The 15,988-nt window shown below is 53.5% G+C and carries 14 protein-coding genes; all 14 read left to right on the top strand.

Features of this window, described 5'->3' with window-relative positions; genetic code table 11:
• The first annotated feature begins 21 nt into the window (after positions 1-21).
• The 14 genes from hisB to LIZ87_RS03805 all read left to right on the top strand — a co-directional run bounded on the left by hisB (position 22) and on the right by LIZ87_RS03805 (position 15,986).
• Positions 22-609, top strand: a complete 588-nt coding sequence (gene hisB / locus LIZ87_RS03870) for an imidazoleglycerol-phosphate dehydratase HisB (RefSeq protein WP_227145399.1) — start codon at positions 22-24, stop codon at positions 607-609.
• A gap of 33 nt (positions 610-642) precedes the next feature.
• Positions 643-1,665 (top strand): hypothetical protein, encoded by a 1,023-nt coding sequence (locus LIZ87_RS03865; protein WP_227145397.1) that lies wholly within the window; start codon positions 643-645, stop codon positions 1,663-1,665.
• Between the two features lie 235 nt (positions 1,666-1,900).
• On the top strand, positions 1,901-2,623 hold the full coding sequence (hisA, locus tag LIZ87_RS03860) for a 1-(5-phosphoribosyl)-5-[(5-phosphoribosylamino)methylideneamino]imidazole-4-carboxamide isomerase (protein WP_227145395.1): 723 nt from the start codon (positions 1,901-1,903) through the stop codon (positions 2,621-2,623).
• A 24-nt stretch (positions 2,624-2,647) separates the two neighbouring features.
• Positions 2,648-3,961: a bifunctional phosphoribosyl-AMP cyclohydrolase/phosphoribosyl-ATP diphosphatase HisIE gene (hisIE, locus tag LIZ87_RS03855; RefSeq protein ID WP_227145393.1), complete on the top strand. Its 1,314-nt coding sequence runs from the start codon at positions 2,648-2,650 to the stop codon at positions 3,959-3,961.
• A 115-nt stretch (positions 3,962-4,076) separates the two neighbouring features.
• Entirely contained in the window at positions 4,077-5,306 is a 1,230-nt protein-coding gene (pepT, locus tag LIZ87_RS03850) for a peptidase T (protein WP_227145391.1), read from the top strand.
• 39 nt (positions 5,307-5,345) lie between these two features.
• Entirely contained in the window at positions 5,346-6,710 is a 1,365-nt protein-coding gene (hydA, locus tag LIZ87_RS03845) for a dihydropyrimidinase (RefSeq protein ID WP_227145389.1), read from the top strand.
• Between the two features lie 323 nt (positions 6,711-7,033).
• Entirely contained in the window at positions 7,034-7,213 is a 180-nt protein-coding gene (locus LIZ87_RS03840; protein ID WP_227145387.1) for a hypothetical protein, read from the top strand.
• A gap of 115 nt (positions 7,214-7,328) precedes the next feature.
• Positions 7,329-8,342 (top strand): ABC transporter permease, encoded by a 1,014-nt coding sequence (locus LIZ87_RS03835; RefSeq protein ID WP_227145385.1) that lies wholly within the window; start codon positions 7,329-7,331, stop codon positions 8,340-8,342.
• A 2-nt stretch (positions 8,343-8,344) separates the two neighbouring features.
• Entirely contained in the window at positions 8,345-9,223 is an 879-nt protein-coding gene (locus tag LIZ87_RS03830; protein WP_227145383.1) for an ABC transporter permease, read from the top strand.
• A 237-nt stretch (positions 9,224-9,460) separates the two neighbouring features.
• Positions 9,461-10,573, top strand: coding sequence for a BMP family protein (locus LIZ87_RS03825; protein WP_227145381.1), 1,113 nt, complete (start codon positions 9,461-9,463; stop codon positions 10,571-10,573).
• Between the two features lie 45 nt (positions 10,574-10,618).
• Entirely contained in the window at positions 10,619-12,133 is a 1,515-nt protein-coding gene (locus tag LIZ87_RS03820) for an ABC transporter ATP-binding protein (protein WP_227145379.1), read from the top strand.
• Positions 12,134-12,169: 36 nt separating this feature from the next.
• Positions 12,170-14,497 (top strand): xanthine dehydrogenase family protein molybdopterin-binding subunit, encoded by a 2,328-nt coding sequence (locus LIZ87_RS03815; RefSeq protein WP_227145378.1) that lies wholly within the window; start codon positions 12,170-12,172, stop codon positions 14,495-14,497.
• Complete coding sequence (locus LIZ87_RS03810; RefSeq protein ID WP_227145375.1) at positions 14,487-14,981, top strand: (2Fe-2S)-binding protein; 495 nt, start codon at positions 14,487-14,489, stop codon at positions 14,979-14,981. The genes LIZ87_RS03815 and LIZ87_RS03810 overlap by 11 nt, the downstream gene beginning before the upstream one ends.
• 63 nt (positions 14,982-15,044) lie before the next feature.
• On the top strand, positions 15,045-15,986 hold the full coding sequence (locus LIZ87_RS03805; RefSeq protein WP_227145374.1) for an FAD binding domain-containing protein: 942 nt from the start codon (positions 15,045-15,047) through the stop codon (positions 15,984-15,986).
• Positions 15,987-15,988: the final 2 nt, after the last annotated feature.

The following is a 15,988-nucleotide window of genomic DNA, read 5'->3' as shown; positions in this document are numbered from 1 at the left end:
GGCCGGCATACAGGAGGAACAATGGACAGGATCAGTGAGATCACACGCAACACCAACGAGACAAGGATATATATGAAGCTGAATCTGGATGGGAGCGGAAAAAGCGACATCCACACAGGCATCGGCTTCTTCGACCACATGCTGAACAGCTTTGCCCGACATGGCTTTTTTGACCTGACAGTGAAGGTGGAGGGGGATCTTATGGTGGATACCCATCACACCATTGAGGATACGGGCATTGTGCTGGGCCAGGCGATCGCCCGGGCTGTGGGAGATAAGAAGGGGATCGCACGCTATGGCTCTATGCTCCTTCCTATGGATGAAGCCCTGGTGCTCTGCGCCTTAGATCTGTGCGGACGTCCTTACCTTGTCTATGATCTGGAGCTTGACAGGGAAAAGGTGGGAGAACTGGAGACAGAGATGGTGAGGGAGTTTTTTTACGCCGTCTCCTATGGAGCTATGATGAACCTCCATATCAAGCAGCTGTCAGGCTTCAACAACCACCATATCATAGAGGCAGCCTTTAAGGCATTTGCAAGGGCTCTGGACGGGGCAACAACGTTTGATCCCAGGGTCACTGGCGTGCTTTCCACAAAGGGGAGCCTGTAGTCCAGCATACAAAAGAGATCAAGGAGCGGCAAGATGGAAGAGAGAGAACAGAGGCAGGGCATAGGAGAGCAGAGTTCAGGAGAACAGGCATTGTCAGGAAAAATGCTGTTTCTGCGTTATTGGGACAAACGGCTTTTGGCGGCCGCTGCCTGTCTGCTTTTGGGGCTGTCATCGCTGCTTGCGGGCCGGCTTCTGGACGTGTACGCGAGAGCGGCCTTTGCGAACCGCCAGGCAAGGGCAGTGATGCTTGATTCCATCAAACCGGGAGAGTACAGCTATGTGCGCCTGCAGTATCTGACAGGCAGCTTTGCGGAGCATATGGAAAAGGGCTATCATTATTATTTTGGATTTGACCATCTGCTCCAGCCTTATATCATTTCCATGGAAGAAGAGGATATCACGCCGGAGCTCCAGGCGCTGATGGATTACACCTACAGCGAAGAGGAGGAGGATACGCCTCCTGTGGAGGATGTATACGGATACGGGGAAAGGATCGTCCCGGAGCTCATGGGCTATGTGAGGGATGCCTACAGCGAGCTCTGGTCTGACGATATGACGCTTCCCTTTACCATGGAGGATCTGTCTGAGATCGTGGGAGATTATTACCTGGATGCAGTGCCCAGAAGCTATCTGCAGCAGTATCCCTGGGCCGTTGGATTTTACGTGGTTCCGGCTGTGATCCTGCTGGCTGGGATGTTCTGTGCCGTCTCCTATCTCCGCCGCCTGAAGGCCCAGAAGAGGCGGCTGGCCGGCAGGGAGGAGGAGCTTTTCCAGGCTGACAGGGAGCTTGCTTTTGCGAAAGAGTTTGGAAAAGGGACCTCTGTTTATCTGACAGAGCATTATATCATCTCCGCCTCCTACCAGTTCGAGGTGATCCCTTATAGGCGCCTTGACAGACTCCAGATGAGCAGCGGCCTGCTTTTGGGGATCACAGACGAGGAATTTGCCCATATTTTGGCGGGAGGACGCAAGGCGAAAAGGTACATGAAGGCCCTGGAGGAGGAGATTACAGGACGGATGGAGCTGGCCCGCGTACAGGAGGCCGGGCAAGGATGACCTGTCCGGGCGGACGCGCCGCCACACCATGATAGTTTGGCGGGTGCATTTGGCATACCTGAACTTAGTGCCGCCTATCCGGCGGCGGGACTTTCATAGTAAACCTACATGCACCCAGCGGGCATACGCGCCATCGCACCATGAAAATCTGGTGGGTGCATTTGGCATACCTGAACTTAATGCCGCCTATCCGGCGGCGGGACTTTCATAGTAATACGAAAAAAGGAGAAAAGCAATGCAATTATATCCGGCAATCGACATGAAAAACGGACAGTGCGTCCGTCTCCGTCAGGGAGCATTTAACGATATCACCGTGTATTCTGACCGCCCGGAGGAGGTGGCTCTTACATGGCAGGAAAAGGGGGCGACCTTTCTTCATCTGGTGGATCTGGACGGAGCCCTGGCTGGCCGCTCTGTCAATGCAGAGACGATCCGCAGGATCGCAAGGGCCGTATCCATCCCTATTGAGATCGGCGGCGGCATCCGAAGCCAGGAAGCCATAGAGTTCATGCTCTCCCTGGGAGTAAAGAGGGTGATCATCGGCACAAAGGCAGTGGAGCAGCCGGAATTTTTAGGAGATATGGTAAAACAATTTGGTTCTGAGGCCATTGTGGCCGGTGTGGATGCCAAAAACGGCATGGTAGCCATCCAGGGCTGGGAGCAGGTGAGCACGGTCAGCGCATCAGAACTCTGTCTGAACATGAAATCCATGGGCGTGGAGCATATTGTATACACTGACATTTCCAGGGACGGAATGCTGACAGGGCCAAATGTGGAGGCCACAAGGAAGCTTACCGTAGAAACAGGGCTTGACATCATTGCTTCCGGAGGAGTATCCTGTATGGAGGATTTACAGGCCCTCTATGAGGCCGGCGTGAAGGGAGCCATCATTGGCAAAGCCCTCTATGAAAAGCGCCTGGAGCTTTCAGAGGCAGTAAAGCGCTTTGAAGGCAGATAAAATGTGATAGTTGGAGAATAACAGATGACAGATTATAAGAAGCTGATTATAGGATTAGGGTACCAGGGCGGCAAGGCCTTTACCTGGGATGGAAAAAGAAGCTATGGGGAGGGCCTTGCAGAGCTCTCCAGGCTCTGCAGCGACAACGGGGCCGACCAGGTGCTGGTCTACGACCGTTCCACGGAGGATGACGGGCATGAGGCTGCCATTGCCGCCATTAAGGAGGCTTCCAGAACCATGGAGGCTCCCATCATCGCAGGAGGCCGGGTAAAGCGGCTGGAGGATGTGAAGAAGTACCTCTATGCAGGGGCAAGCGCCGTGTTCCTGGATGTGAGCAGGCAGGAAAATGTGGACATGATGAAGGAGGCGGCTGACCGGTTTGGAAATGAAAAGATCTATGCCTACCTGCCGGATATGTCCTACTTAAAGCAGGCGGAGGAGTACTCCCAGCTGGGTGCCTCCATGCTGATCCTCTGCCCGCCGGGTTCCGTGCCCACGCTGGCGGAGCTGGGAGAGATCGGGGAATGCAGCCTGCCCTGCCTGGTGCTCTGTAAGGAAAAGGAGGAGGCCAGAGAGCTCACAGAAGAGCTCAAGCTGGTCTTTGGCTGCCAGCAGGTCAAGGGAGCCATTCTGACCCTGCAGGAAGCTTCCATGGACAAGGCGATGGAGATGAAGCAGCAGTTAAAGGCTGCCGGCGTTTCTGTGGACACCTTTGAGAGCTCTGTGGCATGGAAGGATTTCAAGCTGAACAGTGACGGACTGATCCCCGTGATCGTACAGGATTACAAGACAAATGAGGTCCTCATGATGGCCTATATGAACGAGGAGGCCTTCGAAGCCACTCTTGCCAGCGGACGGATGACCTATTACAGCAGGAGCCGACAGAAACTTTGGCTGAAGGGGGAGACCAGCGGTCATTTCCAGTATGTGAAGTCCTTAAAGATTGACTGTGATAACGACACCATCCTTGCCACTGTAAAGCAGATCGGAGCCGCCTGCCACACGGGAAACCGCTCCTGCTTTTTTACCACCCTGGCAGAGAAGGATTACAAGGAGACCAATCCCCTTAAGGTATTTGAGGATGAGTACCAGATCATCGTGGACAGGAAGGCTCACCCAAAGGAAGGCTCTTACACCAACTATCTCTTTGACAAGGGAATCGACAAGATCCTGAAGAAACTGGGAGAAGAAGCCACAGAGATCATCATTGCGGCAAAAAATCCCGACCCGGAGGAGATCAAGTATGAAATCTCGGATTTCCTGTATCATATGATGGTGCTTATGGTAGAAAAAGGCGTTACCTGGGAGGAGATCACGGAAGAGGTGGCGAACCGTTAGAATCCGACAAAACGCGTCACTGGCGCGTTTTGCTCGTTATGGCGGTGGTCGATAAGTGAACATGCCTGGGCACAAAGAGATTCCGAGAGTACATAAAAGAAAAAGGAGGCACCGCATGTCAGAGGTAATGGAGCGCTTTTTGCGCTATGTTTCATACGATACACAGTCAGAGGATGACGCAGAGGAGATGCCCAGCACGAAAAAGCAGCTGGTGCTGGGGAAGCTTTTGAGGGATGAGCTTAAGCAAATGGGAGCAGAGAATGTGCGTATGGATGAGCACGGCTATGTATATGCTGCCATTCCCGGCAATGCCCAAAAGCCGGTTCCTGCCCTGGGCTTTATCGCCCATATGGATACGGCGCCAGCCTTTTCGGGAACAGGCGTGAAGCCTCAGATCGTGGAAAATTACGATGGCAGCGATATCTGCCTGAACAGGGAGCTTGATATCTGGCTTCGCACAAAGGAGTTTCCGGAGCTTTCCGGTTATGCAGGCCAGACTTTGATCACTACAGACGGCACCACCTTGCTGGGCGCGGATGATAAGGCCGGAGTGGCAGAGATCATGACAATGGCCTCTTATCTTCTGAACCATCCTGAGACAGAGCATGGGCCTGTGCTCATCGCCTTTACGCCGGATGAGGAGGTAGGCCGGGGCGCTGATCTTTTCGATGTGAAGGGCTTCGGGGCTGACGTGGCCTACACGGTGGACGGAGGAGCCCTGGGAGAGCTGGAGTACGAGAATTTCAATGCTGCCTCCGGAAAGGTCGTTATCCACGGCTGCAACATCCATCCGGGCACTGCAAAGGGAAAGATGAAAAATGCCCTTCTCGTGGCCATGGAGTTTGAGGCAATGCTGCCCTCCGATGAAAAGCCTATGTATACAGAGGGATATGAGGGCTTCTTCCACCTGGATTCCATGTCAGGCTGTGTGGAGGAGGCAAAAATGGATTATATCATCCGTGACCACGATAAGAAAAAATTTGAAGCAAAAAAGGTTCTCTTTTCCCAGGCAGCCGCTTATCTTAACCACAAGTACGGCGAAGGAACCGTAGAGGCTGTTGTGACGGATTCCTACTACAATATGAAGGAAAAGATCGCTTCCCATATGTATCTGATCGACAAGGCAAAGGCATGTATGGAAAAACTGGGTATTACGCCCATTATTACGCCGATACGCGGCGGTACAGACGGCGCACGCCTCTCCTACATGGGCCTTCCCTGTCCAAACCTCTGCACAGGAGGCCATAATTTCCACGGAAAGTATGAGTACATTCCGGCGGAGTCCATGGAGAAGGTGACAAGGCTGCTGGTTGAGATCGCATCCTCCTTTGTGGACCTTGCATGATGGAATGATGGAAATGACAGTCCAAAGGGAGGCAGTCACATGCTCATAAAAAATGCCCTGATCATAGGTGAAAAGGAGAGCTTTGAGGGGGATATCCGCATAGAGGGGGAGAGGATCCATGAGATAGGACCAGCCCTTCATGCAAAAGAAGGGGAGAAGCTTATCCATGCCGAAGGCTGCCTGGCTGTGCCGGGAGGCGTAGATGTCCATACCCATTTTGATATGCCCTGCGGGGAGATACGGACCTCCGATGATTTTTATACGGGAACCAGGGCAGCCATAGCCGGAGGCACCACTACCATTATGGATTTTTCAGAGCCCGCAAAAGGGGCCTCCCTGCAGTCCGGCCTTGACTGCTGGCATGAAAAGGCAGGAGGGCGTTCCTTCTGTGATTACGGCTTTCATATGACATTGTCAAGATGTGATGAACAGATCGAGCAGGAGATCGTCTCCATGATCGCCCAGGGAGTCACCACCTTTAAGGCCTATACCGCCTACAAGGGGGATCTGGGAGTGGATGACAGGGAACTGTACCGGCTTTTAAAGCTGATGAAAAAATACGGGACTCTTCTGATGGTCCACTGTGAAAATGGAGATATCCTGGAGGAGAGACGGAAAGAGCTTGGAAAAGAGGCTCCTGAGAAGATCATAAACCATGCCCTGTCCCGGCCAAATGAGGTAGAGCATGAGGCTGTATCCAGGGTGATCGACATGGCCTCTCTTGTAGGAGCTCCGGTTTATATTGTCCATACCAGTACACGCCAGGCCTTAGATGAGATACGCAGGGCAAAGCAGAGGGGGATGTCTGTCTTCTGTGAGACCTGTCCCCAGTACCTGCTGCTGACAGAAAAGCGCTATAGCCTTCCCGGCTTTGAGGGGGCAAAATATGTATGCAGTCCGCCTCTGCGCACAGAGGAAGACCGCCGCAGGCTGTGGCAGGGGATAAGAGAGGACGTGGTGGATACCATTTCCACGGATCATTGTTCTTTTTTATTCTATGGGCAGAAGAGCCAGGGAAGAGAGGATTTCCGGAAAATCCCAAACGGCCTGCCCGGAGTGGAGCACCGGCTGGAGCTCCTATACTCCTGCGGGGCTGCCAGCGGACTGGACTACACGAAAATCGCCAGACTCACTGCTGGGAGTCCGGCAAGGATCATGGGACTGTACCCAAAAAAGGGAGTGATCGCCCCGGGCAGCGATGCCGATATCGTTCTCCTGACAAGAGACTGCCCCAAAATGATCACGGCTGCGTCTCAAATGCAGGCCGTGGATTATACACCTTATGAAGGCATGGAGGTGTCCCATTGCGTCAGGGATGTATTTCTGCGGGGCCATCAGGCTGTAAGGGCAGGGAAAGTTCTTACGAAAGTGCCAAAGGGCAGATACCTTCCTCACAGAGTGTAAAAAACTTTTTTCCTTAAGGAAATACATTAGAAAATAAAAAATAAAAAAAAGTGTTTGACTTTTGAAAGCAGATTGGTTATTTTAGTAGCATAACAAAGACGTTACGGAAACAAAAGTTTCTGGAAACGTCTTTTTTGTTTTAATAAGAGGCTCTCTGCAGCTTCTGCCAAATGAAAACCGCATAATGTCATATCAGATTTGTTAGCCGTAAACTACATAATCCATGTGGTTCGTAAATCCTAATCTCATTGTACAATTCCAGCGCCTTGCCGAAAAAGCCGCCGGTCCATTGGAAACTGAGAGCAGGATTTTTTTTATTTACTATGAAAGTGTTGTCAAGCGGCTGTGCGGACTGCGTGCTTGCACGCAAGGACGTACAGGCATTTGACAACCAAGCCGGTATGAGGAAGCAGGCCGCCAGGCCGGATTCCTCATACCGGCGGCGATTGCAGGGTGCTGAGTGCCTGCGGCACTCGTCCAGCACCGACCAGAGCGGAGCATAGAACTACCAGCGGCGCGGTGCAATCGGCTTTCATAATTGGTGATGTCGCCGTCAGGCGACATGTCCACTTACTATGATCATGATAAGAAGAATATGACAAAGGAAGGGAAAAAGGAATGAAGAAACTGGAAATGCAGCTAAAACCGATGATATCTATTATTCTCGCATTGGTCATTGGGGCAGGGGTCATCACCATGGTGGGCGAGGACGCGCTGAATGTGTATTCCGTCATGCTCCAGGGAGCCTTCGGGACCACCAGAGCAGCTGCCTCTACCCTGGTAAAGGCAACTACACTGATATTTGTAGGCTTAAGCTACGGCTTTGCTTATAAATGCGGCCTGATCAACATTGGTATCGAGGGACAGCTCTACGCAGGTGCTCTGGCAGGCACGATTGCAGCCGTATATTTAAAGCTTCCGGCCGTGCTCCATATTCCGGTCTGCCTTTTCCTGGGCTTTGTGGGAGGCGGTCTGTGGGGCGGCCTGGCAGGCTTTCTGAAAAACAGGTTTGGGGCCAATGAGATGATTACGACTGTGATGCTGAATTACATTGCAGTGTATCTGGTAGGCTTTATGGTAAATGGGCCGATCAAGGAGGCTGCAGGCACCTATCCCCAGACAGAGATCATACAGCCCACAGCAGAGCTTCCGGTCATCCTGCCAAAGACACAGCTAAGCATTGGCCTTTTCCTGGCAGCAGCAGCGCTGCTTCTGTATTTTATCTTCTGGCATTATACATCCGAGGGGTATGAGATGAGCATGGTCGGTTCCAGCAATGAGGTTGCCCGCTACGGCGGCATTCCGGTAAGGAGGACCGTATTCCTCTCCATGGTAGTTGCAGGAGGCTTCGGAGGCCTGGCAGGCTGCATGGAGGTGATGGGAGTGCAGCACAAGCTGCTGGCAGGCCTGTCCGCAGGCTATGGCTTTGACGGCATTGCCGTTTCCCTGCTGGGAGGAAATGGGGCTGTGGGCATCTTTCTTTCATCCATTCTGTTCGGGGCGCTGCGCAGCGGAGGAAATTCCGTACAGATGTTTACAAAGGTGCCCATGGCAGTGATCTATATCCTCCAGGGATTAGTCATCCTGTTTGCGGTGCTTGATCTGTTGAAAGGAAAAAAGGAGGTGCGTTAGCCATGGCTGAGCTGATCAGTTTTATCGGAACTGTTATAAATATTTCTATTCCCATTCTGTTTGCCGCTCTGGGCGTCCTGGTCATGCAGCTTTCAGGGGTATTAAACATCGGAGCAGAAGGGATGATGCTCATCGGAGCATTTGCCGGGATGGCCGGGACATGGATATTTGGAAATGTCTGGCTGGGAGCGCTGTTTGTGGCCGCAGTATCCGCTCTCACAGGCCTTCTGTTTGCCTTCTTTACCGTCACAATGAAAGCGAACCAGACAGTGGTGGGTGTGGCCTTCAACATCCTTTCCACCGGGCTTACCACCACCCTGTTCCGTATCCTGTTCGGAATGAACTCAGGAGAAACCCTTACAGGCTTTCAGCCCATAGGCGGCGCTTTCAGCCTTCCCGTATACATAGGGTTTGGAGCCGTGGTCCTGATCACATTGTTCATGTATAAGACAAGACCCGGCCTCATGATCAGGGCGGCCGGGGAGCATCCGAAGGCAGTGGATTCTGTTGGCTTAAGTGTAACAGGGATCCGCTATGCAGCCACTATGGCAGGAGCAGTCATCATCGGCTTTGGCGGAATGTATCTGTCCATGGGTATCCTTTCCTTCTTTTCCGAGGAAATGGTAACAGGACGCGGTTATATTGCTCTGGCCGCTGTCATTTTCGGCAGGTACACGGCAGCCGGGACCCTCCTTGCGGTGCTGGTGTTCGGCGCGGGTGAAGCGGCAGTATATCGGCTCCAGGCGCTGGGAAGTGCCGTTCCCAGCCAGCTTATCCTGATGATACCTTATGTGCTGACGATCCTGATCGTGGCTGGCACAGGCAGGAGGTCCGGCGGCCCTGCGGCCCTGGGAGAACCCTACCGGAAGGGAGAGAATTGATAGAAAGGCAGTAACTGTTCAGTAGGTCTGCGCACTTGCTGCGCTGACCGTAAGATAACCTGGGCCAGAAGGCAAAAATCCCATCGGCGAAGCCGATTTTAAATGGATTTTTGCTCGTAACTGTGAGGGTACTGAACAGTTGCGAAAGGCAGAGATAATGAGGGAAATCCCCATTATATAAATATCGAATCCGGCACCTGGAGTAAGGGTCTGCCGGAAGAGTGAGGAGGAAAAGAAATGAAAAAGTCAATGGTAACAAAAGCAGGTGCAATACTCATGGCAGCAGCCCTTGTCCTGTCAGCGGCAGGCTGTTCAGGCGGAAAGAGCGCAGAGGCTCCGGCCGCACAGACACAGGCAGCCGGTGAGCAGACGGAGGCAAAGGAGGCCGATACATCAGCAGAGACTTCCGCGGAAGCTTCAAAAGGCAGTGCAGAAGCCCAGGCTATGGACCCCGCTGATTATAAGGTGGCTCTGCTGCTTCCGGGAACAGCCAATGACAAGGGCTGGAACCAGGAGGCTTATGAGGGACTCCAGGCGATCGAACAGGAGATCGGATGTAAGGTGGCTTACTCCGAGAAGGTGGCCGCCAGCGATTATGAGAATGTATTCCGCGGCTATGCGGATCAGGGCTTCAACCTGATCATTGGCCATGGATCGGAATTTTCAGATGCAGCTATGAATGTGGCTCCTGATTACCCGGATTCCATGTTCTGCATTACCAGTACAGATGTATGTGCAGAGCCGAATGTATGCTCTCTGGAAAATCTGAACAGTGAGCAGGGCTTCCTGGCAGGAGCAGTAGCAGCTATGGCAACAAAGACAGGCGTGGTTGGCTCTGTAGGCGGCATGGAGGTGCCATCGATCGTTTATTATAATGAAGGCTTTGTCCAGGGCGCAGCCTATGTAAATCCGGATGTGAAGGCGCTGACAGCCTATACAGGAGATTTTGACGATGCGGCAAAGGTAAAGGAGCAGGCCAATGCCTTCATCCAGCAGGGTGCAGACATCATCACCCACGATGCAGATGCGGCAGGCTTAGGTATCTTTGAGGCAGTGAAGGATGCAGACGGCGTGTATGCCATTGGAGCTGTAGGCGACCAGTATGAGCTGCTTCCGGAAAAGACCATTACAAGTGCCACCAACCAGATCAGCCAGGCGATTCTTCTGGCAGCAGAGTACCAGATTTCAGGAGAATTAGAGCCTATATCCTATAAGTTCGGTGTCAAGGAAGGGGTTATCGGGCTGGCAGATTTCCGGGATATGAAGTCCATGCTCACAGAGGAGCAGCACCAGGAGATTGAGAGCATCAAGGAAAAGATCGCAAGCGGAGAGATCCAGGTAAAGCAGTAAACAACATTACAGCGTCAGCATATCAAAGGACGGAGGGATGAGGTCATGGCTCCATTGCTGGAATTAAGAAACATTTCCAAATATTTTTCAGGCTTTTGCGCCAATCATGAGATCAATCTTACAGTAGAGACAGGCCAGGTCTACGGCCTGCTGGGGGAAAACGGGGCAGGAAAGAGCACATTGATGAATATCCTGTACGGCCTGTCCCAGCCCGATACAGGGAGCATCTACATCCAGGGACAGAAGGTGAAGATCACCTCCCCCAAAAAGGCGATCCGCCACGGGATCGGCATGGTGCACCAGCATTTTATGCTGATCCCGGCATTGACGGTGGTGGAAAATATTATTCTTGCAATGGATGAAGGCAGCCGGATTTTGATGAATAAAAAGGCGGTTGCCGACCGGATCCTCGCCCTGTCGGATAAATACAAGCTGAAGGTAGACCCCTATGCGAAAGTATCGGAGCTGACCGTGGGACAGCAGCAGCGGGTGGAGATCGTAAAGGCCATTTACAAGGACTGCCGTCTCCTGATCCTGGATGAGCCCACGGCAGTGCTGACTCCCCAGGAGATCGAGGAGCTGTGCCAGATGATACGCCAGTTTAAGGCGGAGGAAAAGTCCGTAATCTTCATCACCCACAAGCTGCGGGAGGTCATGGAGGTCAGCGACCGCATCGGCGTTTTAAGAAGCGGGGAAAAGGTGGCGGAAGTCCTGCCCGGTGAGACCACAAAGGAGGAGCTGGCAGCATTGATGGTAGGAAAGTCCGTGCAATTTGCAGTGGAAAAGAAGGCAGTCATTCCCGGAAAAAGGGTACTTGAGGTATCTGATCTGTCTGTGGCCCACAAGGACGGCCATATGGCAGTGGACCACCTGTCTCTGTCTGTGCGGGAAGGTGAGATATACGGCATCATAGGCGTGGATGGAAATGGACAGTCAGAGCTGGTCTCCGCCATAGCCGCCCTGACAAAGCGCCATTCCGGCTCCATCAGGATCAATGGAAGGGAAATGTCGGGGGCTTCGCCAAAGGATGTGCTGGACTGTGGCGTGTCCCATATCCCGGAGGATCGCCAGCATATGGGAATTGCCATAAGGCGCAGCCTCATGGATAACCTGATTTTGTACAGCTATAAAAATGCAGATCTGAAAAACAGAAAGCTCCTAAGCTGGCCAAAGGTGAAAGGCTTTACAAACCAGCTTGTAGAGAAATACAACATTAAGACGCCGGACCTGGAGATCGCCATCGGGTATTTGTCAGGGGGAAACCAGCAGAAGGCAGTGGTAGCCAGAGAATTGGAAAAAAATCCCAGCCTTCTGCTGGCAGTCCATCCCACCAGGGGAGTAGACATCGGAGCTGTGGAGTTTATCCATAAGCAGATCGTGGCAGCCCGCAACCGCGGCTGTGCCGTGCTTTTAGTATCCACAGAAATGGATGAGGTGCTGTCCCTAAGCGACCGCATCGGCGTGATCTATGAGGGACAGATCCTGGGTGAGATGGACCAGAGGGATGCGGACATACAGGAGATCGGAATGCTGATGGCAGGGTCTAAGAAAGCTGGCTGAAAGAAAAGCAATGAAAAGCAATTGAAGGAGCACGCGATGGAGAAAAAACAATTCCGGGTGATCGGGAAAAGCCTTCCCAGGGTGGATGGAGTAGATAAGGTGACAGGCAGGACGCTCTACGCAGACGATGTTCAGATGAAAAATATGCTCCTTGCAGGCTGCGTCTACACCACCCATCCCCATGCCAAGGCAGAGATCGATATCACGGCTGCAGCCTCCCTTCCCGGTGTGGCCTGCATCCTCACCAAGAAGGATTTTCCAAAGCCGAAAAGCTACTGCGATTATTATTACTGCACCGATACTCCCTGTTTTATCGGGGATGTCCTGGCAGTGGTGGCAGCGGAGGATGAGAGGAGCCTGAGGCAGGCGATAAAGGCTGTAAAGGTCAGGTATCAGGATCTTCCTTCCGTTTACACCATCGAGGAGGCGCTGTCCCCGGAAGCTCCTGTGATCCGTGATGAGGGTGTGGGGCTGACAGATGGGGTGCCTGATCCAAAGAAAAAGGGAAATGTATTCTTAAATTCCTATCACCCCCTGCGAAAGGGTGATACCAGCCAGGGCTTTGCCATGGCGGATGTGACGCTTACCCGCACCTATGAGACACAGCTGGTGGAGCACGCCTACATTGAGCCGGAATCCGTTCTCACCTATTCCGATCCCAATGATGGGACCATTACCATTCAGTCCTGCTCCCAGCAGGGCCATGCCCCCAGGGAATTTGTGGCGGATGCCCTGCAGCTTCCCATGAACCGGATCCGCGCTATCCAGCGCACAGTTGGCGGCTCCTTTGGAGGAAAATTTGAGGTGGTGGGCCTTATGAGTGCCAGGGCAGCTATGGTGACATGGCGGACAGGACGGCCCTGCAAGCTCACTTTGACAAGGGAACAGTCCATCGCAGAGAGCATGAAGCGCCATCCATTTCGCAGCACCATCCGCATCGGAGCCACAAAAGACGGAAGGATCACTGCCTATGAGGCCGCGCAGGTGGAGAACTGCGGCGCCTACAACAGCCAGGCTCCCTGGATGAATATCCGGGCCATGGTGCATTCCGCAGGCCCCTATGAGATTCCCAACATCCGCACAGACACCTACGGAGTCTTTACCAACAATATGCACCCGGGTGCATTCCGGGGCTACAGCTCCCCTCAGATCATTTTCACCAATGAGATGATCATTGATGAGCTGGCAAACGCGCTGGGCATGGATGCCCTGGATATCAAGAGAAAGAATCTTCTGCACAGGGGAAGCCGCACAGCCACAGGCCAGGAGCTGGTGCATATGACGCTGCTGCCTGACATGATGGAGGATATTGCAAGGGATACGGACTATGAGAAAAAGCGGGCTGCCTACAAGGGACAGACAGGTATATGGAGGCGGGGCATCGGTCTGGTCACAAGCTACCGGGGCTGTGCTTTGGGAAGCGAGGGCGTAGATGCCACAGGAGCTATGCTTACAGCTCTGCCGGACGGAACCTTTCTTTTGGACGCGGCCCTGATGGAGATCGGCCAGGGCCTGCGTACGGCCTATGCCCAGATCGCGGCGGAAGCCAGCGGCATTGCCTTTTCTGATATCGCGGTGACATCTGTGGATACCCACAGCATTCCTGACAGCGGCCTTACAGTGGCCTCCCGCGGAACGGCCATGGGCGGACAGTCTGTACGGCAGGCAGGTGAACGGATGGGGAAAATGCTGTTGGAATCAGGAAGGATCCTGTTAAAGGCGGACAAGGATGAGGAGGTAAGGCTGGAGGACAGCAGCTGCTACCTTGTTTCTGACCCGGCTAGAAGGGTCTCCCTGGCGGAGATCTGTACCTACCGCAGATACCAGGGGCTTCCCATGGCAGTATATGAGTGGTATATTCCCAGACCTCTGGGGACAGATGAGAAGACGGGGCAGGGAGAGGCCTTTACCACCTACGCTTACGGAGTCTGCGCAGCAGAGGTCAGGGTCAACACTATTACAGGGCAGGTCAGGGTGGATAAGGTCACGGTAGCCCACGATGTGGGCACTGCCATCAATCCGGAGATGATACGGGGCCAGATATACGGCGGTATCATGATGGGGCTGGGCTTCGGGCTCTGGGAGGAGGTAAGGCTGGATAAGGGAAGGACGCCTGACCTGAACCTGGATTCCTACCGCATTCCTACTGCTCTGGATGTGCCGGAGATCGATATCCGGGTATACGAGTGCGAGGACCCGGAGGGCGTCTACGGCGCAAAATGTGTTGCCGAGGCAGCTACTGAGATGGTGGGGGCTGCAGCGGCCCTGGCAGTGGCCCATGCCTTAGAAAAGCCTGTGAGAAAGCTGCCAGTGACAATGGAGCAGATCGCAGCAATGGGAATGGAGGACAGCAATGGAAGATAAGAAAATACTCCGCTTTTTGTGCAATGGAAAGGAGGAGATGGTGCTTGTAAGGCCCGATGACCGGCTTTTGGATGTGCTTAGGACAGGTCTGGGGCTTACGGGCACAAAGGAGGGCTGCGGCATCGGAGAATGCGGGGCCTGCACCGTCCTTTTAGACGGCAGGGCAGTAAACGCCTGCCTGGTTCCCGCCTGTTTGGTGGAAGGGCGTCAGGTGATGACCATTGAAGGGCTTTCAGAGGATCCAAGGCTCCATCCCCTTCAGGAGGCATTTATCCGCCATCACGCTCTCCAGTGCGGCTTCTGTACCCCTGGACTCCTTATGAGCGCGGAAGCCCTTCTGCGGGAAAAGCCCCATCCCACCCGCAGGGAGGTGCAGCAGGCCATTGCAGGAAACCTGTGCCGCTGTACGGGATATGAGCAGGTGATCGCAGCGATTTTAGAGGTGGCGGAAGAAAATGGTGGGGCAGCTGCGGCCCCTTTATAGGGGCGGCTCAGCCAGCGCATTCTGGCGCGCCGGTTTAATGAAAATGGAATCTGAGAGGAAGCAATGTTTGGCAGATATGAAAGGCTGAAAACGCCCTGTGATGTGGATAAAAGGCTGATGGAGGATGATCCGTCTGTTATATTTGCCGGAGGAACAGATCTGATGGTAAAGGGGCGGGAACGGAACTGGTATGAGCAGCATACATTCCTGGATATTGGACAGATCGAGGCCTTAAAGCTTCTTAGGAAGGAAGGAAACTGGCTGGTGATCGGTGCCGGGGTGACACTGTCAGAGCTTATTTCTTCCCCGGCGGCCCAATCGGCGGCCCCTCTTCTGTGCCAGGCCGCAGAGCATGTGGCAAGCTGCCAGGTGAGAAACAGAGCCACCCTGGCGGGAAATGCGGCCAATGCCTGTCCTGCCTCGGACTGTATTCCCGCCCTTCTGGTGCTGGGGGCAGAGGCAGCTGTCAGGAGCCTTAAGGGAGTTCGGGAGGTTCCCCTGCTCCATTTGTACCGGGAGTGCAGGGCCTGCTTAAAGCATGAGGGAATGCATGCGAGAACCTGCTATTTCCCGGATCCCTCCAGAAAGAAGCTGTATATGGAGAAGGGGGAATGGATCGAGTCTATAAGGATACCCATACAGGGTCCAGAGGACCGGTATTTCTTTTACAAATTGACAAAGAACCGCTCAAGTGAGATGGCGGTGATCAATGTGGCGATCAATCTGAAATGGCAGCAGGAGACGGAAGGCTATGAGGCCCTCACCTGTGTGGGAGGCATGTTTCCAAAGCCCTGCCTGTTAGGCGGCGGTGCAGGGATCCGCTTTGGGACGGACAGCACAAAGGAGGCTGTGAGGGCTTACGCAGAAAACTGCCGGAGGGAGATGGAGTCCGTGAAGGGCCTTCTCACAGGCTATGAGTATAAGCAGCGGACAGCCGGATACCTCATAGAGGCGGGATTGAACCAGATGCTGTTTGGCATTCCGGTGGAAGAAGGGGAAGGCTAGCG

The sequence above is a fragment of the Lacrimispora sp. 210928-DFI.3.58 genome, assembly GCF_020554865.1.
Lineage (GTDB): Bacteria > Bacillota > Clostridia > Lachnospirales > Lachnospiraceae > Enterocloster.
This window is presented reverse-complemented; position numbering and strand designations above follow the sequence as displayed.